Here is a 22,643-nt window from a genome sequence, read left to right on the forward strand (position 1 = left end):
CGTGCTCGACGTCAACTTCTTCGACGAGCTGCGCATTGGCCTCGCGACTGCGGACGACATTCGTCAGTGGTCGCACGGCGAGGTCAAGAAGCCCGAGACGATCAACTACCGCACCCTCAAGCCGGAGAAGGACGGGCTCTTCTGCGAGAAGATCTTCGGTCCGCAGCGGGACTGGGAGTGCTACTGCGGTAAGTACAAGCGGGTCCGGTTCAAGGGCATCATCTGTGAGCGCTGCGGCGTCGAGGTGACCCGTTCGAAGGTCCGCCGTGAGCGGATGGGCCACATCGAGCTGGCTGCCCCGGTGACCCACATCTGGTACTTCAAGGGCGTGCCGAGCCGGCTGGGCTACCTGCTGGACCTCGCCCCGAAGGACCTCGAGAAGATCATTTACTTCGCCTCGTACGTCGTGACGAGCGTTGACGCCGAAGCGCGTCACCGTGACCTCTCGACCATCGAGAACGAGATCCTGGCCGAGAAGCGGCAGTCGGAGAACAGCCGCGACTCGGAGATCGAGAAGCGGGCGGCCAAGCTCGAGGCCGACCTGGCCGAGCTGGAGGCCGAGGGCGCGAAGGCGGACGTCCGGCGCAAGGTCAAGGAGGGCGGAGAGCGCGAGATGCGCCAGATCCGCGACCGGGCCCAGCGCGAGATCGACCGCCTGGACGAGGTGCTGGACACCTTCCGCAAGCTCGACTCGAAGCAGCTGGTCACCGACGAGCTGCTCTACCGTGAGCTGCGCGACCGGTTCGGTGAGTACTTCACCGGTGGCATGGGTGCCGAGGCGATCAAGGCCCTGGTCCAGAACATGGACCTTGAGGCCGAGGCCGAGAACCTGCGGGAGACCATCCGTACGGGTAAGGGACAGCGGAAGATCCGGGCGCTCAAGCGACTGAAGGTCGTGGCGGCGTTCCAGAACACCCGCAACTCGCCGCTCGGCATGGTGCTGGACTGCGTACCGGTCATCCCGCCGGACCTGCGCCCGATGGTGCAGCTCGACGGTGGCCGTTTCGCCACCAGCGACCTGAACGACCTCTACCGGCGGGTCATCAACCGGAACAACCGGCTCAAGCGGCTGATCGACCTCGGCGCACCCGAGATCATCGTCAACAACGAGAAGCGGATGCTGCAGGAGGCCGTCGACGCGCTGTTCGACAACGGCCGCCGCGGCCGGCCGGTCACCGGCCCGGGTAACCGTCCGCTCAAGTCGCTGTCCGACATGCTCAAGGGCAAGCAGGGCCGGTTCCGCCAGAACCTGCTGGGCAAGCGCGTCGACTACTCCGGCCGTTCGGTCATCGTGGTCGGCCCGAAGCTCAAGCTGCACCAGTGCGGCCTGCCCAAGCAGATGGCGCTGGAGCTGTTCAAGCCGTTCGTGATGAAGCGGCTGGTCGACCTCAACCACGCGCAGAACATCAAGTCCGCCAAGCGGATGGTCGAGCGGCAGCGGCCGGTCGTGTGGGACGTGCTGGAAGAGGTCATCGGCGAGCACCCGGTGCTGCTCAACCGGGCACCGACCCTGCACCGACTCGGCATCCAGGCCTTCGAGCCGCAGCTGGTCGAGGGCAAGGCCATCCAGATCCACCCGCTGGTCTGCACCGCGTTCAACGCCGACTTCGACGGTGACCAGATGGCGGTGCACGTGCCGCTGTCCGCCGAGGCCCAGGCCGAGGCGCGGATCCTGATGCTGTCGTCGAACAACATCCTCAAGCCGGCCGACGGCAAGCCGGTCACCATGCCCACCCAGGACATGGTCATCGGGCTCTACCACCTGACCCACCTCACCGCCGGTGAGCGCGGGGAGGGTCGGGCGTTCAGCTCGGACGCCGAGGCGCGGATGGCGTACGACAACGGCGAGCTGCACCTGCAGGCGCCGGTGAAGATCCGGCTGCGGGACGTGGTCGAGGTGGACAACGGTGCCGGTGGGCAGCCGTGGACCGCGCCTGAGGGCTGGGTTCCGGGCGAGCCGCTGACGGTGGAGACCACCCTCGGTCGGGTGCTGTTCAACGAGACCCTGCCGCAGGGCTACCGGTTCGTGAACTACGAGATCCGCAAGGGCCAGCTCTCCGCGATCGTCAACGACCTCGCCGAGCGGTTCCCGAAGGTTGCCCTGGCGGCCACCCTCGACGGGCTCAAGGAGGCCGGTTTCCACTGGGCCACCTGGTCCGGTGTGACCATCGGCATGGAGGACGTCATCGCTCCGCCGCGCAAGCGGGAGATCCTGGAGCGGTACGAGAAGGAAGCCGACCGGATCGACAAGCAGTACCAGCGTGGTCTGATGACCGCCGAGGAGCGTCGCGGCGAGCTCATCGAGATCTGGACCAAGGCGACAAACGAGGTCGCCAAGGAGATGGACACCGCGCTGCCGCAGGAGAACCCGCTGTGGAAGATGATCAACTCGGGTGCTCGCGGTAACCTGCTCCAGCTCCGGCAGATCGCGGCGATCCGTGGTCTGGTGGCCAACCCGAAGGGCGAGATCATCCCGCGGCCGATCAAGGCCAGCTACCGGGAGGGTCTGTCCGTGCTGGAGTACTTCATCTCCACGCACGGTGCCCGTAAGGGTCTCGCGGACACCGCTCTGCGTACCGCCGACTCGGGTTACCTGACCCGGCGTCTGGTGGACGTCTCGCAGGACGTCATCATCCGCGAGGAGGACTGCGGCACCGACCGGGCCATCCCGATGCAGGTCGGTCAGCAGCTCGACGGCCGGCTAGTGGTGCACGAGCACGCGGAGACCAGCGTGCACGCCCGTACCCTGGCCGACGACATCAAGGGCCCGGACGGCACCGTGGTCGCCGAGCGGGGCGCGGACATCAACTCGATCCTGGTCGACAAGATCGTCGCCGCAGGGGTCGAGACGATCCGGGTACGCAGCGTGCTCACCTGCGAGTCGAAGCTGGGCGTCTGCGGCGCCTGCTACGGCCGCTCGCTGCCGACCGGCAAGATCGTCGACGTCGGTGAGGCGGTCGGCATCATCGCCGCCCAGTCCATCGGTGAGCCGGGTACGCAGCTGACGATGCGTACCTTCCACACCGGTGGTGTCGCGGGTGAGGACATCACCCAGGGTCTGCCGCGTGTCCAGGAAATCTTCGAGGCCCGGATCCCGAAGGGCAAGGCGCCCATCGCCGACACCCCCGGCCGGATCCGGATCGAGGACGGCGAGCGGTCGCGCAAGATCGTGGTGATCCCGGACGACGGCAGCGACGAGATCGTCTACGACAAGATCTCGAAGCGGGTCCGGCTGCGGGCGCACGACGGCGACCACGTCGAGGTCGGCGAGAAGCTCACCGAGGGCACCATCGACCCGCACGAGCTGCTGCGCATCCTCGGCCCGCGGGCGGTCCAGGTCCACCTGACCCAGGAGGTCCAGGAGGTCTACCGCTCGCAGGGTGTGCTCATCCACGACAAGCACATCGAGATCATCATCCGTCAGATGCTCAAGCGGGTGACGGTCATCGACTCCGGCTCGACCGAGTTCCTGCCGGGCGTGCTTGTCGACCGGGCGCTGTTCGAGTCGGAGAACCGCCGGCTCGTCGGCGAGGGTGGCGAGCCCGCCGCCGGTCGCCCGGTGCTGATGGGTATCACCAAGGCCTCGCTGGCCACCGACTCCTGGCTCTCGGCGGCCTCCTTCCAGGAGACCACCCGGGTGCTGACCGACGCGGCGATCCACGCCCGCAGCGACTCGCTGATCGGTCTCAAGGAGAACGTGATCATCGGTAAGCTCATCCCGGCCGGTACCGGCATCAGCAAGTACCGCAACGTCCGGGTCGAGCCGACCGAGGAGGCGAAGGCCAAGGTCTACTCGATGACCGGCTACCCGGAGACCGACTACGGCTTCGGGCCGGCCAGTGGTCAGGCGGTCCCGCTGGACGACTTCGACTTCGGGTCGTACCGCTAGACCGTGCGGTGACGTGAGAGGCCCCGGCGTGCATACGCCGGGGCCTCTTCGTGTCGAGGGTCGTCCGCAAGCGCGGCGGGGAACACATTTCCGTGCCGCGGGTCTGCGCCGTGCTTGCGGGTGCGGCGCGAACATTCGTCGACGGGGGCATCATGTGGTCATGACGATCGCACCCGGACCGGTGTCCGCCGCATCGGCACCGCGTCACCCGCTCGACCCGGATCCGGTCCGGGCGACCAAGGCCCGGGCGGTCTTCGCCCTCGGCCTGATGGCCGCACTGACCGGACTGCTGATCGGGGGCGTGGTACCGGCCACGGTGGCCCTGTACCTGGCCCGGCAGGCGCGTCGGGAGGCGTACGCCTCGGCGGGTTTCCTGACCGGTGCGGCCTGGCTGCGTCGTGGCGAGCGGCTGGCCTGGACGGGCCTGGTGCTGGTCGCGGTCAGCCTGGTGGTGGCGCTGGTGATCGGGGTGATCCGGCTCGCCGAGTCGCCCTACGGGCAGGACTTCGCGCCCGAGGTCGACTGACCGGCGCGACCGGTACGTCCTCGCGCCCGGCATCGAGGGGCTGACTGCCGACGGTAGCCTGACCGGTGTCCGTCGCGCGGTGCGTGGACGCTGCCCGACAAGGAGGATCCCGTGACGGAACCGGTGCGCCCCGAGGGCGGCGAAGCCGCTCAGCCCACCGTCGGGCGCCCCGATGCCGATCAGACGGGATGGGCCCGGCCCGGGCCCGAACAGCCCGAACCGGAGCAGACCGTCCCGCCGACCTCCCCGCCGGCAACCGGCGCGACGCCCGTCCACCCGCCGTCCGGACCGCCAGCTCTCGGGCCGCTGCCCGCCGGTCCGCCGCCTGGTTCGCCGGGTTACGGTCCGCCTGGCTCGCCGCCCGGCTCGCCCGCTTACGGCTCGCCGCCCGGCTCGCCCGCTTACGGGTCGCCGCCTGGCTCGCCGGCTTACGGTCCGCCGCCTGGCTCGGCACCGCCCGCTCCTGCGACTCTCGGATCACCGGCCGCCGGTCCGCCTGCCTACGGGACGGTGCCGGGGGCGCCGGCTGCGCCGGGTTGGACCGGCGGCGGCTCAGGCTGGGGGCAGCCCCCGCCACCACCGCCGCAGGATCCTCCCCGACCGCCGAAGCGGGTCGAGCCGGTGCCCGGTACGCCGTTCGCGGTGGTGCACCTCGACGTGCCCCCGGTCGCCTCGGGCCTGGCGGTCGGCTCGCTGGTGGCCGGTATCACCTCGATCCTGGTCTCGATCCTGGTCATCTGCGTCGGCGCCATCGGGGGAGGGGCGAACGGAGCCTGGGCGGCGGGCGCCTTCGCCGCGCTGGGTGGCCTCACCGGGGTGGGCGCCGTGGTCACCGGCCTGCTCGGCCTGCGGCAGATCCGCCGTCCGGCGCCGCCGCCCGCGGTCCGCTTCACCGGGCGGGGCCTGGCCATCGCGGGAATCAGCTGCGGCGGGACCGGCCTGCTGCTCTGCCTGGTGGGCGTGGGGCTGGCGGTGCTGCTGGCCCTGGCCTAGGACCTTGCCGGCCACCGGCTGGCCTGCGCCTCCTGAGGCCTGTGCCACTGGGCCTAGTCGATCTTGATCGGTTCGGGGCCAGCCTGGGGGCTCGCGGGCCGGTTTCCGGCAGAGCCGGTACACTCGTGTCCGTAGGTGCCCATCACGGGCGGGCGGTGCGACAGAGACCAGCCGGCAAGCGATGCGACGTCCGGCAGGTCTTCCGTTTTGACCTGCGCGGCTGTGGTAGGTACTCTTTCCCCTTGTGCCCGGGCCCGCCCGGGCAACTCGTGCGTGCGTTGGAGTCGGTTTTCCGATATCCGGACGGCACCACGTCTGAGTCAGAAGATCCGGCCTGCGGCCATCCGTGTGCCGGTGACAAACCCCGGGTCTGCGCGCAAGCGCCGGACGGGAACCGTGAGTTTGGCGACACGCCCGACCGCGGGTGCCGGGACCTCCGCGAGGTGGCCCTGGCCGGAATGTAGGAGAGCCGATCACGAGATCGGCTACGGCAGACGGCGCGGTCGCGAGAAGCGGCCGAAGGGAGCGGAGAAACCCGGTGCCCACCATTCAGCAGTTGGTCCGAAAGGGCCGTCAGGCGAAGACGACCAAGACCAAGACCCCGGCGCTCAAGGGATCCCCGCAGCGGCGGGGGGTGTGCACCCGGGTGTACACCACCACCCCGAAGAAGCCGAACTCGGCGCTGCGCAAGGTCGCTCGTGTCAAGCTCAGCAGCCAGGTCGAGGTGACCGCCTACATCCCGGGTGTCGGGCACAACCTGCAGGAGCACTCGATCGTGCTCGTGCGTGGTGGCCGGGTGAAGGACCTCCCCGGTGTGCGTTACAAGATCGTTCGCGGTTCGCTGGACACCCAGGGTGTCCGTAACCGCAAGCAGGCGCGCAGCCGTTACGGCGCGAAGAAGGAGAAGAGCTGACATGCCGCGTAAGGGACCTGCTCCGCGGCGACCGCTGGTCGCTGACCCGGTGTACAACTCGCCGCTGGTCACGCAGCTGGTGAACAAGATCCTGCTGCGCGGCAAGCGTCAGCTCGCCGAGCGCGTCGTGTACGCCGCCCTGGAGGGCTGCCGGGAGAAGTCCGGTACCGATCCGGTCGTCACCCTCAAGCGCGCCATGGACAACGTCAAGCCGACCCTTGAGGTGCGCAGCCGCCGTGTCGGTGGCGCGACCTACCAGGTTCCGGTCGAGGTCCGGCCGGCCCGGGCCACCACGCTGGGCCTGCGTTGGCTGGTGACCTACGCCCGCGCTCGGCGTGAGAAGACGATGATCGAGCGGCTGATGAACGAGCTGCTGGACGCGAGCAACGGCCTCGGTGCCGCCGTCAAGCGGCGCGAGGACACGCACAAGATGGCCGAGTCCAACAAGGCCTTCGCGCACTACCGCTGGTAACACCCTGGTCCCGGCGCCATCCGGTGCCGGGACCGCCACCAGTTGTGTCGAGACGACGATAAGTAGGGATTGAAGTGGCCGCCGCAGACGCGCTCGCCAACGTACGCAACATCGGCATCATGGCCCACATCGATGCCGGTAAGACCACCACCACCGAGCGAATCCTGTTCTACACCGGTATCACGTACAAGATCGGTGAGGTCCACGAGGGCGCTGCCGTCATGGACTGGATGGAGCAGGAGCAGGAGCGCGGTATCACCATCACTTCCGCCGCCACGAAGTGCGAGTGGAAGGGCCACACGATCCAGATCATCGACACGCCCGGCCACGTCGACTTCACGGTCGAGGTGGAGCGGTCGCTGCGGGTCCTGGACGGTGCCGTTGCGGTCTACGACGGTGTGGCCGGCGTGGAGCCGCAGACGGAGAACGTCTGGCGCCAGGCGGACAAGTACAACGTCCCGCGGATGTGCTTCGTCAACAAGCTCGACCGGACCGGTGCCGACTTCTTCCGCTGCGTGCAGATGATGATCGACCGGCTGAACGCCACTCCGCTGGTGCTCCAGATCCCGATCGGGCTCGAGGGCGACCACATCGGCGTCGTCGACCTGGTCGAGATGCGCGCCCTCACCTGGCGCGGGGAGACCCAGAAGGGTGAGGACTACGCGATCGAGGAGATCCCGGCCGATCTGGCCGCCTCCGCCGCCGAGTGGCGCGAGAAGCTGATGGAGACCCTGGCCGACGTCGACGACTCGGTGATGGAGAAGTACCTGGAGGGCGAGGAGATCTCCGTCGAGGAGGTCAAGGCCGCCATCCGTCGGGCCACCATCGCCAGCAAGGCCAACCCGGTGCTCTGCGGCTCGGCGTTCAAGAACAAGGGCGTGCAGCCCATGCTCGACGCCGTCATCGACTACCTGCCGTCGCCGCTGGACATCCCGGCGATCGAGGGCACGGCGACCGACGGCGAGACGCCGATGCAGCGTAAGCCCTCCACTTCGGAGCCCTTCTCGGGTCTGGCATTCAAGATCCAGACCGACAAGCACCTCGGCAAGCTGACCTACGTCCGGGTCTACTCCGGCGTGGTCGAGTCCGGGTCCCAGGTGGTCAACTCCACCAAGGACCGCAAGGAGCGGGTCGGCAAGATCTACCAGATGCACGCCAACAAGCGGGAGGAGCGCAGCTCCGCCAAGGCTGGCGACATCATCGCGGTGCAGGGTCTGAAGCAGACCACCACCGGTGACACCCTGTGCGACCCGGCGAACCCGGTCATCCTGGAGTCGATGACCTTCCCGGAGCCGGTCATCGAGGTGGCCATCGAGCCGAAGACGAAGGCTGACCAGGAGAAGCTCAGCACCGCCATCCAGCGGCTGGCCGAGGAGGACCCGACCTTCCGCGTCAAGCTGGACGACCAGACCGGCCAGACGGTCATCTCCGGCATGGGCGAGCTGCACCTGGACATCCTGGTGGACCGGATGCGCCGCGAGTTCAACGTCGAGGCGAACATCGGTAAGCCGCAGGTGGCGTACCGCGAGACCATCCGCCGCACGGTGGAGAAGGTCGAGTACACCCACAAGAAGCAGACCGGTGGTTCCGGCCAGTACGCCCGGGTGATCATCAGCCTGGAGCCGTTGCCGCTCGGGAACGACGCGCCGACCTACGAGTTCGCCAACGCCGTCACCGGTGGTCGCATCCCCCGGGAGTTCATCCCGTCGGTGGACGCGGGTGCGCAGGACGCCATGCAGTACGGCATCCTCGCCGGCTTCCCCCTGGTGGGCGTCAAGCTGACGCTGCTGGACGGCCAGTACCACGAGGTCGACTCGTCCGAGATGGCATTCAAGATCGCTGGCTCGATGGTGATGAAGGAGGCGGCCCGCAAGGCCGACCCGGCGTTGCTCGAGCCGATGATGGCTGTTGAGGTCACCACTCCCGAGGAGAACATGGGTGACGTCATCGGCGACCTCAACTCCCGACGCGGCATCATCCAGGCGATGGAGGAGCGCAGCGGCGCCCGTGTCGTCCGCGCCCTGGTGCCGTTGTCGGAGATGTTCGGCTACGTCGGCGACCTGCGGTCGAAGACCCAGGGCCGGGCTAGCTACAGCATGCAGTTCGACTCCTACGCGGAGGTTCCGTCCTCCGTGGCTAAGGAGATCATCGCCAAGGCGACGGGTGAGTGACGCTCACCTGACGTGATCGGATGATCCGACGGTGGTCGCGGGAGCATTCCCCGACCGCGACCACCTCGGTCGGATTGTGTGAATTCCGGGCCTGTAGGCTTCATCGCCGCAGAACCCACAAAAGCTCTCCGGCCGTCAGGCCGGAAAGGCTGTCGACAGAGTCCTAAGCGCCGACCTGGCGCGCCGGGGCGAACGAACCAAGAAGTCCACAGGAGGACACCAGTGGCGAAGGCGAAGTTCGAGCGGACTAAGCCGCACGTCAACATCGGCACCATTGGTCACATCGACCACGGTAAGACGACGCTGACGGCGGCCATCACCAAGGTCCTGCACGACCAGTACCCGGACCTGAACCCGTACACGCCGTTCGACGAGATCGACAAGGCGCCCGAGGAGAAGGCCCGGGGCATCACGATCTCGATCGCGCACGTCGAGTACCAGACCGAGGCGCGGCACTACGCGCACGTCGACTGCCCCGGTCACGCCGACTACATCAAGAACATGATCACCGGTGCCGCCCAGATGGACGGCGCGATCCTGGTGGTCGCGGCGACCGACGGCCCGATGCCGCAGACCCGCGAGCACGTGCTGCTGGCCCGCCAGGTCGGCGTGCCGTACATCGTCGTGGCGCTGAACAAGAGCGACATGGTCGACGACGAGGAGCTGCTGGAGCTCGTCGAGCTCGAGGTCCGTGAGCTGCTCTCGGCCCAGGAGTACCCGGGCGACGACCTGCCGGTCGTTCGCGTCTCGGCGCTCAAGGCCCTCGAGGGCGACCCGGAGTGGACCGGCCGACTCATGGAGCTGATGAACGCGGTCGACACCGCGATTCCGCAGCCGGAGCGCGAGACCGAGAAGCCGTTCCTGATGCCGATCGAGGACGTGTTCACGATCACCGGTCGTGGCACCGTCGTCACCGGTCGCGCCGAGCGCGGCGTGCTCAAGCCGAACGAGGAGGTGGAGATCGTCGGTATCCGCGAGAAGTCGCAGAAGACGGTCTGCACCGGCATCGAGATGTTCCGCAAGCTGCTCGACGAGGCCCGTGCGGGTGAGAACGTCGGTCTGCTGCTGCGCGGCATCAAGCGCGAGGACGTCGAGCGCGGCATGGTGGTCGTCAAGCCGGGCACCAGCACCCCGCACACCGAGTTCGAGGCGACGGTCTACATCCTCTCCAAGGAGGAGGGCGGCCGGCACACCCCGTTCTTCCAGAACTACCGTCCGCAGTTCTACTTCCGGACCACGGACGTCACCGGTGTCGTCACCCTCCCCGAGGGCACCGAGATGGTCATGCCGGGCGACAACACCACGATGACCGTGAAGCTGATCCAGCCCATCGCGATGGAGGACAACCTCAAGTTCGCGATCCGGGAGGGTGGCCGTACGGTTGGCGCTGGTCGCGTCACCAAGATCATCAAGTGAGCTGGGTAACCCCGATTAGACCCGCCGCCGGTCGTGCGGCATACTAGTCAGGTTGCGTAACGACAGTTCGCCGCCCGTGTTCGGCTTTCGCTGAACCTCCGGGTAGGCAGAGCAGTCGGGCGTGGGGTGGTTGGCGGCCCGTCCGTCAACCACCCTCGCGCGGCGTTCAGGTCGCCTCAGTGCGATCGGCGCCTGGACCCACCGCGGTCAGGATCGCTCCGGTAGCCCGGGGCGGAGCCTGGCCCCAGGGCGCGACACGCCCGACCGCGGGGGTGGGCGAAGAGGGCCTGTGCCAGCCGGTACAGACACCCGCAACACAGCGGCATCGAGAGAAGGAACAGAAGCCACCATGGCGGGACAGAAGATCCGCATCCGGCTCAAGGCCTATGACCACGAGGTCGTCGACTCCTCGGCTCGGAAGATCGTCGAGACGGTGACGCGTACCGGGGCGCAGGTCGCGGGCCCGGTGCCGCTGCCCACGGAGATCAACCGTTTCTGCGTCATCCGCTCGCCGCACAAGTACAAGGACTCGCGCGAGCACTTCGAGATGCGTACGCACAAGCGACTGATCGACATCATCGACCCGACCCCGAAGACGGTCGACTCGCTCATGCGCCTCGACCTGCCGGCTGGCGTCGACATCGAGATCAAGCTGTAGGGACCGGACACATGGACAGGCAAGTTAAGGGGATCCTGGGCGCGAAGCTCGGCATGACCCAGGTCTGGGACAACAACCGCGTTGTCCCGGTGACCGTGGTTCAGGCCGGCCCCTGCGTCATCACCCAGGTTCGTGACGCCGACAAGGACGGTTACTCCGCGGTCCAGCTGGCGTACGGGACGATCGACCCGCGCAAGGCCAAGAAGCCGCTGCGTGGGCATTACGCCAAGGCCGACGTGGCGCCGCGCCGGCACATCGTCGAGCTGCGCACCAGCGACGCTGCGGACTACTCGCTCGGCCAGGAGGTCACGGTCGAGGAGTTCCCGGCCGGTGTCTCGATCGACGTGACCGGCAAGACCAAGGGCAAGGGCTACGCCGGCCCGATGAAGCGGCACGGCTTCCACGGTCTGCGCGCCAGCCACGGTGTCGAGCGCAAGCACCGCTCGCCGGGCTCGATCGGCGCCTGCGCCACCCCGGGTCGCGTCTTCAAGGGCACCCGGATGGCCGGCCGCATGGGTGGCGTGCGCTACACCGTGCAGAACCTGACCGTCCAGGCGGTCGACACCGAGAACAATCTCCTGCTCGTCCGTGGCGCCATTCCCGGCCCCAAGGGCGCGCTGGTCCTGGTCCGTACCGCGGCCAAGGCCAAGGCGAAGAAGGGCGGTGTGGGCAAGTGACCACCGTTGACGTCCTCAACTCTGAGGGCACCAAGACCGGCTCGGTCGAGCTGCCCGCCGACATCTTCGACGCGCAGGCCAACATCGCGCTGATGCACCAGGTCGTCGTGGCGCAGCTCGCTGCCGCCCGGCAGGGCACCCACAAGACCAAGACCCGGGGCGAGGTTGCTGGCGGCGGCAAGAAGCCGTACAAGCAGAAGGGCACCGGTCGTGCCCGGCAGGGCTCGATCCGCGCGCCGCAGTTCGCCGGCGGTGGCGTGGTCCACGGTCCGGTGCCGCGTGACTACAGCCAGCGCACCCCGAAGAAGATGAAGGCCGCCGCGCTGCGTGGCGCCCTGTCGGACCGGGCGCGCGCCGGGCAGGTGCACGTCGTCGAGGCGTTCGTCTCGGGCGAGAAGCCGTCGACCAAGGCCGCCCTGGCCGCGCTCGCCAAGCTGACCACCGCCCGGCGGGTGCTGGTCGTGCTGAGCAGCACCGACGAGCTGAACTGGGTGTCGCTGCGCAACGAGCAGCGGGTGCACCTGATCGAGGCCGGCCAGCTCAACACTTACGACGTGCTGGTGGCCGACGATGTGGTCTTCACCAAGGAGGCCCTGGACGAGTTCCTGGGCGTACCGGCCGAGACCACCGAGGAGGGTGGCAAGTGAGCACGATCGCCGATCCGCGCGACATCATCGTCGCGCCGGTCGTCTCGGAGAAGAGCTACAGCGAGCTGAACCGCAACTGGTACACCTTCCTGGTGCACCCGGACGCGAACAAGACGGCGATCAAGATCGCTATCGAGCAGATCTTCAACGTCCGTGTCCTGACGGTCAACACGCTCAACCGCGAGGGCAAGCGCAAGCGGACCCGTACCGGGTTCGGCAAGCGCAAGGACACCAAGCGGGCGATGGTGAAGCTGGCTGAGGGCGACCGCATCGAGGCCTTCGGCGGCCCGGTCAGCTGAGGGGTGTAGACAATGGCTATTCGTAAGTACAAGCCGACGACGCCGGGCCGGCGTGGCTCGAGCGTCGCCGACTTCGCCGAGATCACCCGGTCGACGCCCGAGAAGTCGCTGCTGGCGCCGCTGCCCAAGAAGGGCGGCCGGAACGTGCACGGCCGGATCACCGCCCGGCACCAGGGCGGTGGCCACAAGCGCCAGTACCGGATCATCGACTTCAAGCGGGTCGACAAGGACGGCGTGCCGGCCAAGGTCGCGCACATCGAGTACGACCCGAACCGCACCGCGCGGATCGCGCTGCTGCACTACGCCGACGGCGAGAAGCGTTACATCATCGCGCCGAAGGACCTGAAGCAGGGCGACGCGGTCGAGTCGGGCCCGAGTGCCGACATCAAGCCGGGCAACAACCTGCCGTTGCGCAACATCCCGGTCGGTACCACGATCCACAACGTGGAGCTGCGTCCGGGTGGCGGTGCCAAGCTGGCCCGCTCGGCCGGCGTCGGCATCCAGCTGCTCGGCCGCGAGGGCGCGTACGCGACCCTGCGGATGCCGTCCGGTGAGATCCGGCGGGTGGACGTGCGCTGCCGCGCCAGCGTCGGTGAGATCGGCAACGCCGACCAGTCGAACATCAACTGGGGTAAGGCCGGCCGGATGCGTTGGAAGGGCAAGCGCCCGACCGTCCGTGGTGTCGCCATGAACCCGGTCGACCACCCGCACGGTGGTGGTGAGGGCAAGACCTCCGGTGGTCGCCACCCGGTCAACCCGCAGGGTAAGCCCGAGGGCCGCACCCGTCGTAAGGGCCAGCCGAGTGACCGGCTGATCGTCCGCCGCCGCTACGCCACGCGTAAGCGCGGCTGAGGGAGATAAGACATGCCTCGCAGCCTGAAGAAGGGCCCGTTCATCGACGACCACCTGCTCAAGAAGGTGGAGACGCAGAACGAGAAGGGCTCGAAGAACGTCATCAAGACCTGGTCGCGGCGCTCGACGATCATCCCGGAGATGCTGGGGCACACGATCGCCGTGCACGACGGACGTAAGCACGTCCCGGTGTTCGTGACCGAGGCGATGGTCGGGCACAAGCTCGGCGAGTTCGCGCTGACCCGCACGTTCAAGGGTCACGAAAAGGACGACCGGAAGAGCCGCCGGCGCTGACGCCGCGGGCATACGGATAGAGGATCAAGGGGTTACAGCGATGCCAGGAAAGGGCGACGCTCCGGTGCTTCCGGGCGCGCGGGCGGTTGCGCGGTACGTGCGCATCTCGCCGATGAAGGCGCGCCGGGTGGTCAACCTCGTCCGCGGCCTGCCCGCGAAGGAGGCGCTCACGGTGCTGCAGTTCGCGCCGCAGGCTGCGAGCGAGCAGGTGTACAAGGTGCTCGCGAGCGCGATCGCCAACGCGGAGAACAACGAGCGGCTGGACCCCGACGCGCTGCTCGTCAGCGAGGCGTTCGTGGACGAGGGCCCGACGATGAAGCGGTTCCAGCCACGGGCGCAGGGCCGGGCGTACCGGATCCGTAAGCGCACCTGCCACATCACCGTGGCGGTCGAGGCGGTCGCGCCGGCCGCGCCGAGGAAGTCGGCGAACAAGGCGGCTCCGGCGAAGCAGACCGCGCCGGCCGAGACGCAGAGCAACACGGAGGGCGCCGAGTAATGGGTCAGAAGGTTCACCCGCACGGGTTCCGGCTCGGCATCTCGACCGACTGGAAGTCCCGCTGGTTCGCGGACAAGCTCTACAAGGACTACATCGGCGAGGATGTCAAGATCCGCCGGATGATGTCCAAGGGGCTGGAGCGCGCCGGCATCTCCAAGGTCGACATCGAGCGCACCCGCGACCGGGTCCGCGTCGACATCCACACCGCACGGCCGGGCATCGTCATCGGCCGTAAGGGCGCGGAGGCCGACCGGATCCGCGGCGAGCTGGAGAAGCTCACCGGCAAGCAGGTGCAGCTGAACATCATCGAGGTGAAGAACCCCGAGTCGGACGCGCAGCTGGTCGCCCAGGGCGTTGCCGAGCAGCTCTCCAGCCGGGTCAGCTTCCGCCGCGCGATGCGTAAGGCGATGCAGTCGGCGATGAAGAACCCGATGTGCAAGGGCATCCGGGTGCAGGTCTCGGGTCGCCTCGGCGGCGCCGAGATGAGCCGCACGGAGTTCTACCGCGAGGGTCGGGTTCCGCTGCACACGCTGCGGGCCAACATCGAGTACGGCTTCTTCGAGGCCCGTACCACCTTCGGCCGCATCGGCGTGAAGGTCTGGATCTACAAGGGTGACGCGGTGCCGGGTCGGGAGACTCCGACCGAGGCGCCGTCGCGCCCGCGCCGGGAGCGCGGTGACCGGCCCGAGCGGCCGCGCCGCGGTCGGTCGGGTTCGTCCGGCACGACCTCCGGTGGCACCGAGGCCGGCCGGGCTGCCGCGACGACCGTCGCGCAGCAGGCCGAGACGCCGAGTGGCGAGCCGGTGGACAGCGCTGCTGTCGCGGCTGCCGCTTCGGCTCCGGCAGAAACGCAGCAGGAGGGCTGACAGATGCTGATGCCGCGCAAGCCCCCGAAGGGCTTCCGCAAGCCGCACCACCCGGACCGCAGCGGCGCGTCCAAGGGCGGCAACCGGGTGGTGTTCGGCGAGTTCGGGATCCAGGCTCTGGAACCGGCGTACGTGACCAACCGGCAGATCGAGTCGGCGCGTATCGCGATGACCCGCCACATCAAGCGTGGCGGCAAGGTCTGGATCACCATCTTCCCGGACCAGGCCCTCACCAAGAAGCCGGCGGAAACCCGGATGGGTTCCGGTAAGGGCTCGCCCGAGTGGTGGGTCGCGAACGTCAAGCCCGGGCGGGTTCTCTTCGAGATGTCCTTCCCGAACGAGCAGATCGCGCGAGAGGCGATGCGTCGCGCGATCCACAAGCTCCCGATGAAGTGCCGCATTGTTACGCGCGAAGTGGGTGAATCCTGATGGCAGCGGGCGTTAAGGCCTCCGAGCTGCGTGAGCTCTCCGAGGAGGAGCTGGTCACGAAGCTGCGCGAGGCCAAGGCGGAGCTGTTCAACCTCCGCGTGCAGGCCGCAACCGGGCAGCTGGACAACAACCGGCGGCTGCAGGTCATCCGTCGGGAAATTGCCCGGATCTACACGATCATGCGTGAGCGTGAGCTGGGGCTCTCGGCCGCGCCGACTGAGGTGACTGCAGGATGAGCGAGAACACCACCACCGCCACGCGGGGCCGGCGCAAGGTCCGTGAGGGCCTCGTGGTCAGCGACAAGATGGAAAAGACCGTCGTGGTCGAGGTCGAGGACCGGGTCAAGCACGCGCTGTACGGCAAGATCATGCGCCGGACCAGCAAGCTCAAGGTCCACGACGAGCAGAACTCCGCCGGCATCGGCGACCGCGTCCTGATCATGGAGACCCGGCCGCTCTCCGCCACCAAGCGGTGGCGGCTCGTGGAGATCCTCGAGAAGGCCAAGTAGCGAAGGCTCGAGCTCGGCCCAGACGGTCGGGCGCAGGTTCCGCCAGGCTCCGGCCGCCCCGGCGGCCGGAGAACCGGCAGACATAGGAGATAGACGTGATTCAGCAGGAGTCGCGACTGCGCGTCGCTGACAACACGGGTGCCCGGGAGATCCTGTGCATCCGGGTTCTCGGTGGCTCCGGTCGGCGCTACGCGAGCATCGGCGACGTCATCGTGGCCACCGTCAAGGACGCGATCCCGGGTGCCGGTGTGAAGAAGGGCGACGTGGTCAGGGCTGTCATCGTCCGCACCGCCAAGGAGAAGCGGCGGCCGGACGGTTCGTACATCCGCTTCGACGAGAACGCCGCCGTCATCATCAAGGACGGCGGGGACCCGCGCGGTACCCGTATCTTCGGCCCGGTCGGCCGTGAGTTGCGGGACAAGCGGTTCATGAAGATCATCTCTCTCGCGCCGGAGGTGTTGTGACCGTGAAGGTCAAGAAGGGCGACACGGTCGTCGTCATCGCCGGCAAGGACAAGGGTGCCAAGGGTAAGGTCATCGCGGCCTACCCGCGGCAGGACAAGGTCCTGGTCGAGGGCGTGAACCGGATCAAGAAGCACACTCGCATCAGCACCACCCAGCGTGGCGCCAAGACCGGTGGCATCGTCACCCAGGAGGCCCCGATCCACGTCTCGAACGTGATGGTCGTGGACTCCGACGGCAAGCCGACCCGCGTCGGTTACCGGATCGACGAAAACGGCCAGAAGGTTCGCATCGCGCGTAGCACCGGTAAGGACCTGTGATGACCACGGCTACCGAAACCAAGACGATGCCGCGCCTCAAGGAGCGGTACCGCAACGAGATCATCGCCCAGCTGCGCGAGCAGTACGAGTACGGCAACCCGATGCAGGTGCCGCGGCTGGTCAAGATCGTCGTGAACATGGGTGTGGGCGAGGCCGCCCGGGACGCCAAGCTCATCGACGGTGCGGTCCGCGACCTGGCCACCATCACCGGCCAGAAGCCGCAGGTCCGGCGGGCGACGAAGTCCATCGCGCAGTTCAAGCTGCGGGAAGGCATGCCGATCGGCGCGAAGGTGACCCTGCGCGGCGACCGGATGTGGGAGTTCCTGGACCGGCTGCTGTCCATCGCGCTGCCGCGTATCCGTGACTTCCGCGGCCTGGACGGGCGCAAGCTCGACGGGCACGGCAACTACACGTTCGGTCTGACCGAGCAGTCGGTGTTCCACGAGATCGACCAGGACAAGATCGATCGCCAGCGGGGCATGGACATCACGGTGGTCACGACCGCCACGACCGACGACGAGGGCCGGGCGCTGTTGAAGCTCCTGGGCTTCCCGTTCAAGGAGAACTGAGATGGCCAAGAAGGCGCTGATCCTCAAGGCGGCCGCGAAGCCGAAGTTCTCGGTTCGCGCGTACACCCGCTGCCAGCGGTGCGGGCGTCCCAAGGCGGTCTACCGCAAGTTCGGGCTCTGCCGGGTGTGCATCCGGGAGATGGCCCACCGCGGTGAACTGCCCGGCGTGTCCAAGGCTTCCTGGTAATAGCCCGGCGCGCTGCGGCGCGTCAGCTGGACTGTCTCTTCGCCGTAGGCCTGCGACGTGTCGCGGGAACCCCGGCGAGAAAGGTTGACGAGTTTTCATGACGATGACCGACCCGATCGCAGACATGCTCACGCGTCTGCGTAACGCCAACCAGGCGTACCACGACCGGGTGACGATGCCGTACTCGAAGATCAAGGCGAACATCGCCGAGGTCCTCAAGTCCGAGGGTTACATCGCCACCTGGGCAGTCGAGGAGCCCGAAGAGGGTGCCGTCGGCAAGCGACTGGTCGTCGAGCTGAAGTACGGCCAGAACCGGGAGCGGAGCCTGGCCGGTATCAAGCGCGTCTCCAAGCCCGGTCTGCGGGTGTACGCCAAGTCGGACGGGCTCCCCCGGGTGCTCGGTGGGCTGGGCGTGGCGATCATTTCGACGTCCCAGGGACTGCTCACCGACCGGCAGGCCCGCAAGCGGAGCGTTGGCGGGGAAGTCCTCGCCTTCGTCTGGTAACGGGAGACAGGTAGAAATGTCGCGTATTGGACGTAAGTCGATCCCGGTGCCATCCGGAGTCGACGTGACGATCGACGGCCGGACCGTAAAGGTCAAGGGCCCCAAGGGCGAGCTGTCGCACACCCTGGCCGAGCCGATCACCATCGAGCGGGCCGAGGACGGGCAGCTGAGCGTCAACCGCCCGAACGACGAGCGCAAGGCCAAGGAGCTGCACGGCCTGAGCCGTACCCTGGTCGCCAACATGATCGTCGGGGTCACCGAGGGCTACCGTAAGAGCCTGGAGATCGCCGGCACCGGTTACCGGGTCACCGCCAAGGGCAAGGACCTGGAGTTCGCGCTCGGGTTCTCGCACCCGGTGCACGTGCCGGCGCCCGAGGGCATCACCTTCACGGTGGAGCGGCCGACGCTGTTCCACGTGGCCGGCATCGACAAGCAGCTCGTCGGTGAGGTCGCCGCCAACATCCGGAAGATCCGCCCGCCGGAGCCCTACAAGGGCAAGGGCGTGAAGTACCAGGGCGAAATCATCCGACGCAAGGCCGGAAAGGCAGGTAAGAAGTGAGCGCCACGCTGCTCAAGCGCCGCCGCGGCGTCGCCGCCAAGCGTGCCGTCGGGCGGGCGCGGCGGCACTTCCGAGTGCGCAAGAACGTCAGCGGCACCGCCGCGCGTCCCCGCCTGGTGGTCACCCGTTCGCTGCGGCACATCGTCGCCCAGATCGTGGACGACACCAAGGGTCACACCTTGGCGTCGGCCTCGACCCTGGACGCCTCGGTGCGCGGTACGGAGGGCGACAAGAGCGCCCTGGCTGGCAAGGTCGGCACCCTGCTGGCCGAGCGGGCCAAGGCCGCTGGCATCTCCAAGGTCGTCTTCGACCGCGGCGGCAACCGGTACGCGGGGCGGGTCGCCGCGCTCGCCGACGCCGCCCGCGAAGCCGGGCTCGAGTTCTGACAATCCCCGTCACGAGAGAGAAGGAAGGCTGCTGATGCCAGGTCAACAGCGCCGTGGCGGCGGGTCCGGTGGCAACGAGGGTGGTCGCCGCGACAACCGCCGTGAGGGCGGCCGTGGAAACGCGCCCGCCGAGAAGACCCCGCACCTCGAGCGGGTCGTCGCGATCAACCGCGTCGCCAAGGTCGTGAAGGGTGGTCGTCGCTTCAGCTTCACCGCCCTGGTGATCGTGGGCGACGGCGACGGCTCCGTCGGCGTGGGCTACGGAAAGGCCAAGGAGGTGCCTGCGGCGATCGCCAAGGGCGTCGAGGAGGCCAAGAAGCACTTCTTCAAGGTGCCGCGGATCGGGTCCTCGATCCCGCACCCGGTCACGGGCGAGGACGCCGCCGGGGTGGTGCTGCTCAAGCCGGCCTCCGCCGGTACGGGCGTCATCGCCGGTGGTCCGGTCCGTGCCGTGCTGGAGTGCGCGGGCATCCACGACGTGCTCTCGAAGAGCCTCGGCTCGTCGAACCCGATCAACATCGTGCACGCCACCGTGGCCGCGCTGAAGGGGCTGGAGTCCCCGGAGGCCGTTGCCGCGCGGCGGGGCCTGCCGGTGGAGGACGTCGCGCCGGCGGCCATGCTCGCCTCGCGGGCGGAGGTGGCTTCCTGATGGCACGGCTCAAGGTCACCCAGGTCCGTTCCGAGATCGGGACCAAGCGCAACCAGCGGGAGTCGCTGCGTTCGCTCGGTCTCAAGCGGATCAATGACGTGGTGGTCAAGGAGGACCGGCCCGAGATTCGCGGCATGATCTTCACGGTCAACCACCTCGTGAAGGTCGAGGAGGTCGAGTAATGACGATCAAGGTCCATCACCTGCGTCCAGCGCCTGGTGCCAAGACCGCGAAGACCCGTGTGGGTCGCGGTGAGGGCTCCAAGGGCAAGACCGCCGGTCGCGGTACCAAGGGTTCGAAGGCCCGGAAGAACATCTCGGCGGCGTTCGAGGGTGGGCAGATGCCCATCCACATGCGCCTGCCGAAGCTGAAGGGCTTCAAGAACAAGTTCAAGGTGGTCTTCCAGGTCGTCAACCTGGACCGCCTGGCCGAGCTGTTCCCCAACGGTGGCCAGATCGGCCCGACCGAACTGGTCGAGGCCGGCGCGGTCCGCAAGGGGCAGCCGGTGAAGGTCCTCGGCACCGGGGATCTTGGTGGGGTGACGCTTCAGGTGTCGGCGCACGCGTTCAGCGCGTCGGCCAAGGAGAAGATCACGGCCGCCGGCGGCTCGGTCACCGAGCTGTAGAGCAGTTTTACCCATGGCGCCCGCCAGTTGATCCCAGCTGGCGGGCGCCATGGTCTACAACGGGCTTGTGCGCCCGGTAACATCGGATTCGGTTTATGTGGCCGGGCACATCTGCCCGGACCGGGATCGGGCTGTTAGAGTCCCTTCCCAGCCATGGATATCGGGCACTTGCCCGGAACCCACCCCGACCCGCCAGGGACGACCGGCGGCCCGCCTCGCGCAGGAGGAAGAAGTTGCTGTCCGCCTTTCTCAGTGCGTTCCGTACGCCTGACCTGCGCAAGAAGCTGCTGTTCACAGTCGGCATCATCGCGATCTATCGGCTCGGCGCCACGGTGCCCAGCCCGGGCGTCTCGTACGGCAACGTGCAGAAGTGCCTGGAGACCCTCGAAGGGTCCACCGGCGTACTGAACCTGCTCGACCTCTTCTCCGGCGGCGCGCTGCTGCAGCTGTCGATCTTCGCGCTGGGCATCATGCCCTACATCACCGCGTCGATCATCCTGCAGCTGCTGACGGTGGTCATCCCCCGGCTCGAGCAGCTCCGTAAGGAGGGCCAGGCCGGCCAGGCGAAGATCACCCAGTACACCCGCTACCTGACGCTGGGGCTGGGTGTCCTGCAGGCCTCGGCGTTCGTGGCGCTGGCCCGCTCCGGGCAGCTGTTCAACAACCAGTGCAACGAGGAGATCATCCCGACCGGCACCGGCGTCCCGGACTGGCTGACCCTGTCCATCCTGGTGATGACGATGACCGCCGGCACCGGCATGGTCATGTGGCTCGGCGAGCTGATCACCGACCGGGGTGTCGGAAACGGCATGTCGGTGCTGATCTTCACCTCCATCGCGGCCCGCCTGCCCAGCGAGGGCTGGCGGATCAAGGAGAGCCAGGGCTGGTGGAAGTTCATGCTCGTCATCGCGCTGGTGCTGGTGGTCATCACCGCGGTGACCTTCATCGAGCAGGCGCAGCGCCGCATCCCGGTGCAGTACGCCAAGCGCATGATCGGCCGGCGGATGTACGGCGGTACCTCGACCTACATCCCGCTCAAGGTCAACCAGGCGGGTGTGATCCCGGTCATCTTCGGTTCGTCGCTGCTCTATCTGCCGCAGCTGGCGTTGCAGTTCTTCGACCAGAATGACCCGGGCAAGACCCAGGCGTGGATCCAGAACAACCTGGTCGACCCGACCAGCCCGATCTACATCGTGGTCTACTTCCTGCTGATCATCTTCTTCACGTACTTCTACGTCTCGATCACGTTCAACCCGACCGAGGTCGCAGACAACATGAAGAAGTACGGCGGCTTCGTGCCGGGCATCCGCCCCGGCAAGCCGACCGCCGACTACCTGGACTTCATCCTCAGTCGCATCACCCTGCCGGGTGCGCTGTACCTCGCGATCATCTCGATCCTGCCGAACTTCTTCTTCATCTGGCTGGACCGGCAGCAGTACCTCAACTTCCCGTTCGGCGGTACCGCAGTGCTGATCATGGTCGGCGTGGCTCTGGAGACGAGCAAGCAGATCGAGAGCCAACTGATGCAGCGGAACTACGAAGGGTTCCTGCGGTAGATGAGACTGGTTCTGGTTGGCCCGCCGGGTGCGGGCAAGGGCACACAGGCGGAGTTCATCGCCGCGCATCTGTCCGTGCCGAAGATCTCGACCGGCGACATCTTCCGGGCCAACGTGTCCCAGGGCACCCCGCTCGGCGTCGAGGCCAAGCGATACATGGACGCCGGCAAGCTCGTTCCGGACGAGGTCACCATCAACATGGTGCGGGACCGGCTCGCTGAGCCGGACGCGGCCGAGGGTTTCCTGCTCGACGGTTTCCCGCGCACCACCCCGCAGGCCGCCGCACTGGACAAGCTCCTCGCGGATCTCGGAACCGCGCTGGACATCGTGCTCGAACTGGTCGTTGACGACGACGAGGTGATCCGCCGGCTCTCCGGCCGGCGTACCTGCCGGGGCTGCGGCAAGATCTGGCATGTCGAGTTCGACCCGACCAGCCGGGAGGGCATCTGCGACCGGTGTGGCGCGGAGCTGTTCCAGCGGGACGACGACAAGCCGGAAACCATCGCCGCCCGGCTGCGGGAGTACGCCGAGAAGACCTCGCCGTTGGTGGACTACTACGGCGCACAGAGCAAGCTGGTCGGCATCGACGCCACCGGCCCGGTGGAGGACGTCACGGTCCGCGCCATCGACGCCCTTCGCTCGTACGGGGGCTGAGGTCGCCCGGCGGTCGGCCGGATAGAGTGCGAACAGCGGGGTACGCGGGTCGTACCCCGCTGTTTG

The 22,643-nt window shown here is 67.8% G+C and carries 30 protein-coding genes; all 30 read left to right on the plus strand.

The annotated features are described in order from the left end of the window. Position 1: 1 nt before the first annotated feature. The gene (locus AB0J93_RS05490) at positions 2-3,889 is read left to right on the plus strand and encodes a DNA-directed RNA polymerase subunit beta' (RefSeq protein WP_363918413.1); all 3,888 of its coding nucleotides are present in this window, start codon (positions 2-4) and stop codon (positions 3,887-3,889) included. 160 nt (positions 3,890-4,049) lie between these two features. Beyond that, the gene (locus AB0J93_RS05495; RefSeq protein WP_363918415.1) at positions 4,050-4,415 is read left to right on the plus strand and encodes a hypothetical protein; all 366 of its coding nucleotides are present in this window, start codon (positions 4,050-4,052) and stop codon (positions 4,413-4,415) included. A gap of 621 nt (positions 4,416-5,036) precedes the next feature. Beyond that, positions 5,037-5,408 (plus strand): hypothetical protein, encoded by a 372-nt coding sequence (locus AB0J93_RS05500; RefSeq protein WP_363918417.1) that lies wholly within the window; start codon positions 5,037-5,039, stop codon positions 5,406-5,408. A 538-nt stretch (positions 5,409-5,946) separates the two neighbouring features. After that, complete coding sequence (rpsL, locus tag AB0J93_RS05505; RefSeq protein WP_013735958.1) at positions 5,947-6,321, plus strand: 30S ribosomal protein S12; 375 nt, start codon at positions 5,947-5,949, stop codon at positions 6,319-6,321. Position 6,322: 1 nt separating this feature from the next. Next, complete coding sequence (gene rpsG, locus AB0J93_RS05510; RefSeq protein ID WP_093403604.1) at positions 6,323-6,793, plus strand: 30S ribosomal protein S7; 471 nt, start codon at positions 6,323-6,325, stop codon at positions 6,791-6,793. Between the two features lie 74 nt (positions 6,794-6,867). Then, on the plus strand, positions 6,868-8,964 hold the full coding sequence (fusA, locus tag AB0J93_RS05515) for an elongation factor G (RefSeq protein ID WP_363918419.1): 2,097 nt from the start codon (positions 6,868-6,870) through the stop codon (positions 8,962-8,964). 222 nt (positions 8,965-9,186) lie between these two features. Continuing rightward, positions 9,187-10,380 (plus strand): elongation factor Tu, encoded by a 1,194-nt coding sequence (gene tuf, locus AB0J93_RS05520; RefSeq protein WP_137776520.1) that lies wholly within the window; start codon positions 9,187-9,189, stop codon positions 10,378-10,380. Between the two features lie 349 nt (positions 10,381-10,729). Beyond that, positions 10,730-11,038, plus strand: coding sequence for a 30S ribosomal protein S10 (gene rpsJ / locus AB0J93_RS05525; RefSeq protein ID WP_007073037.1), 309 nt, complete (start codon positions 10,730-10,732; stop codon positions 11,036-11,038). 11 nt (positions 11,039-11,049) lie between these two features. Beyond that, a complete protein-coding gene (rplC, locus tag AB0J93_RS05530) occupies positions 11,050-11,715 on the plus strand; it encodes a 50S ribosomal protein L3 (RefSeq protein WP_093403607.1) in 666 nt (221 codons plus the stop codon). Then, on the plus strand, positions 11,712-12,362 hold the full coding sequence (gene rplD / locus AB0J93_RS05535) for a 50S ribosomal protein L4 (RefSeq protein WP_363918422.1): 651 nt from the start codon (positions 11,712-11,714) through the stop codon (positions 12,360-12,362). The genes rplC and rplD overlap by 4 nt, the downstream gene beginning before the upstream one ends. Then, positions 12,359-12,661 (plus strand): 50S ribosomal protein L23, encoded by a 303-nt coding sequence (gene rplW, locus AB0J93_RS05540; RefSeq protein ID WP_093403611.1) that lies wholly within the window; start codon positions 12,359-12,361, stop codon positions 12,659-12,661. The genes rplD and rplW overlap by 4 nt, the downstream gene beginning before the upstream one ends. Before the next feature lie 12 nt (positions 12,662-12,673). Beyond that, the gene (gene rplB / locus AB0J93_RS05545; RefSeq protein WP_169595904.1) at positions 12,674-13,513 is read left to right on the plus strand and encodes a 50S ribosomal protein L2; all 840 of its coding nucleotides are present in this window, start codon (positions 12,674-12,676) and stop codon (positions 13,511-13,513) included. A gap of 12 nt (positions 13,514-13,525) precedes the next feature. Further along, positions 13,526-13,807: a 30S ribosomal protein S19 gene (gene rpsS, locus AB0J93_RS05550; protein ID WP_013735950.1), complete on the plus strand. Its 282-nt coding sequence runs from the start codon at positions 13,526-13,528 to the stop codon at positions 13,805-13,807. Between the two features lie 40 nt (positions 13,808-13,847). Next, positions 13,848-14,303, plus strand: coding sequence for a 50S ribosomal protein L22 (gene rplV / locus AB0J93_RS05555; RefSeq protein WP_164447883.1), 456 nt, complete (start codon positions 13,848-13,850; stop codon positions 14,301-14,303). Further along, entirely contained in the window at positions 14,303-15,169 is an 867-nt protein-coding gene (gene rpsC, locus AB0J93_RS05560; protein ID WP_203997238.1) for a 30S ribosomal protein S3, read from the plus strand. Before rplV ends, rpsC begins: the two co-directional genes overlap by 1 nt. A 3-nt stretch (positions 15,170-15,172) precedes the next feature. After that, positions 15,173-15,598, plus strand: coding sequence for a 50S ribosomal protein L16 (gene rplP / locus AB0J93_RS05565; RefSeq protein WP_007465292.1), 426 nt, complete (start codon positions 15,173-15,175; stop codon positions 15,596-15,598). Next, on the plus strand, positions 15,598-15,834 hold the full coding sequence (gene rpmC / locus AB0J93_RS05570; protein ID WP_076466662.1) for a 50S ribosomal protein L29: 237 nt from the start codon (positions 15,598-15,600) through the stop codon (positions 15,832-15,834). Before rplP ends, rpmC begins: the two co-directional genes overlap by 1 nt. After that, on the plus strand, positions 15,831-16,106 hold the full coding sequence (rpsQ, locus tag AB0J93_RS05575) for a 30S ribosomal protein S17 (protein ID WP_363918425.1): 276 nt from the start codon (positions 15,831-15,833) through the stop codon (positions 16,104-16,106). Before rpmC ends, rpsQ begins: the two co-directional genes overlap by 4 nt. 95 nt (positions 16,107-16,201) lie before the next feature. Continuing rightward, the gene (rplN, locus tag AB0J93_RS05580) at positions 16,202-16,570 is read left to right on the plus strand and encodes a 50S ribosomal protein L14 (protein ID WP_363918427.1); all 369 of its coding nucleotides are present in this window, start codon (positions 16,202-16,204) and stop codon (positions 16,568-16,570) included. After that, on the plus strand, positions 16,567-16,887 hold the full coding sequence (gene rplX / locus AB0J93_RS05585; protein WP_170863408.1) for a 50S ribosomal protein L24: 321 nt from the start codon (positions 16,567-16,569) through the stop codon (positions 16,885-16,887). Before rplN ends, rplX begins: the two co-directional genes overlap by 4 nt. Continuing rightward, positions 16,887-17,456, plus strand: coding sequence for a 50S ribosomal protein L5 (rplE, locus tag AB0J93_RS05590; RefSeq protein WP_093403618.1), 570 nt, complete (start codon positions 16,887-16,889; stop codon positions 17,454-17,456). The genes rplX and rplE overlap by 1 nt, the downstream gene beginning before the upstream one ends. Before the next feature lies 1 nt (position 17,457). After that, a complete protein-coding gene (locus tag AB0J93_RS05595; RefSeq protein ID WP_007073023.1) occupies positions 17,458-17,643 on the plus strand; it encodes a type Z 30S ribosomal protein S14 in 186 nt (61 codons plus the stop codon). Positions 17,644-17,740: 97 nt separating this feature from the next. Continuing rightward, the gene (gene rpsH, locus AB0J93_RS05600; protein ID WP_093403619.1) at positions 17,741-18,148 is read left to right on the plus strand and encodes a 30S ribosomal protein S8; all 408 of its coding nucleotides are present in this window, start codon (positions 17,741-17,743) and stop codon (positions 18,146-18,148) included. Between the two features lie 16 nt (positions 18,149-18,164). Beyond that, complete coding sequence (rplF, locus tag AB0J93_RS05605; RefSeq protein WP_363918430.1) at positions 18,165-18,707, plus strand: 50S ribosomal protein L6; 543 nt, start codon at positions 18,165-18,167, stop codon at positions 18,705-18,707. Beyond that, positions 18,704-19,093 (plus strand): 50S ribosomal protein L18, encoded by a 390-nt coding sequence (rplR, locus tag AB0J93_RS05610; RefSeq protein WP_093403621.1) that lies wholly within the window; start codon positions 18,704-18,706, stop codon positions 19,091-19,093. The genes rplF and rplR overlap by 4 nt, the downstream gene beginning before the upstream one ends. A 34-nt stretch (positions 19,094-19,127) precedes the next feature. Continuing rightward, positions 19,128-19,742, plus strand: coding sequence for a 30S ribosomal protein S5 (rpsE, locus tag AB0J93_RS05615; protein ID WP_203997223.1), 615 nt, complete (start codon positions 19,128-19,130; stop codon positions 19,740-19,742). Beyond that, the gene (gene rpmD, locus AB0J93_RS05620) at positions 19,742-19,924 is read left to right on the plus strand and encodes a 50S ribosomal protein L30 (RefSeq protein ID WP_018784560.1); all 183 of its coding nucleotides are present in this window, start codon (positions 19,742-19,744) and stop codon (positions 19,922-19,924) included. Before rpsE ends, rpmD begins: the two co-directional genes overlap by 1 nt. After that, positions 19,924-20,367 carry a 50S ribosomal protein L15 gene (gene rplO, locus AB0J93_RS05625; protein WP_363918433.1) on the plus strand — a complete coding sequence of 148 codons (444 nt, stop codon included), beginning with the start codon at positions 19,924-19,926 and terminating at the stop codon, positions 20,365-20,367. Before rpmD ends, rplO begins: the two co-directional genes overlap by 1 nt. Before the next feature lie 233 nt (positions 20,368-20,600). Beyond that, a complete protein-coding gene (gene secY, locus AB0J93_RS05630; protein ID WP_363918435.1) occupies positions 20,601-21,923 on the plus strand; it encodes a preprotein translocase subunit SecY in 1,323 nt (440 codons plus the stop codon). Further along, entirely contained in the window at positions 21,924-22,577 is a 654-nt protein-coding gene (locus AB0J93_RS05635) for an adenylate kinase (protein ID WP_363918437.1), read from the plus strand. It abuts the gene before it with no gap. The last annotated feature ends 66 nt before the right edge of the window (positions 22,578-22,643 follow it).

The organism is Micromonospora sp. NPDC049374 (assembly GCF_040677165.1).
GTDB lineage: Bacteria > Actinomycetota > Actinomycetes > Mycobacteriales > Micromonosporaceae > Micromonospora.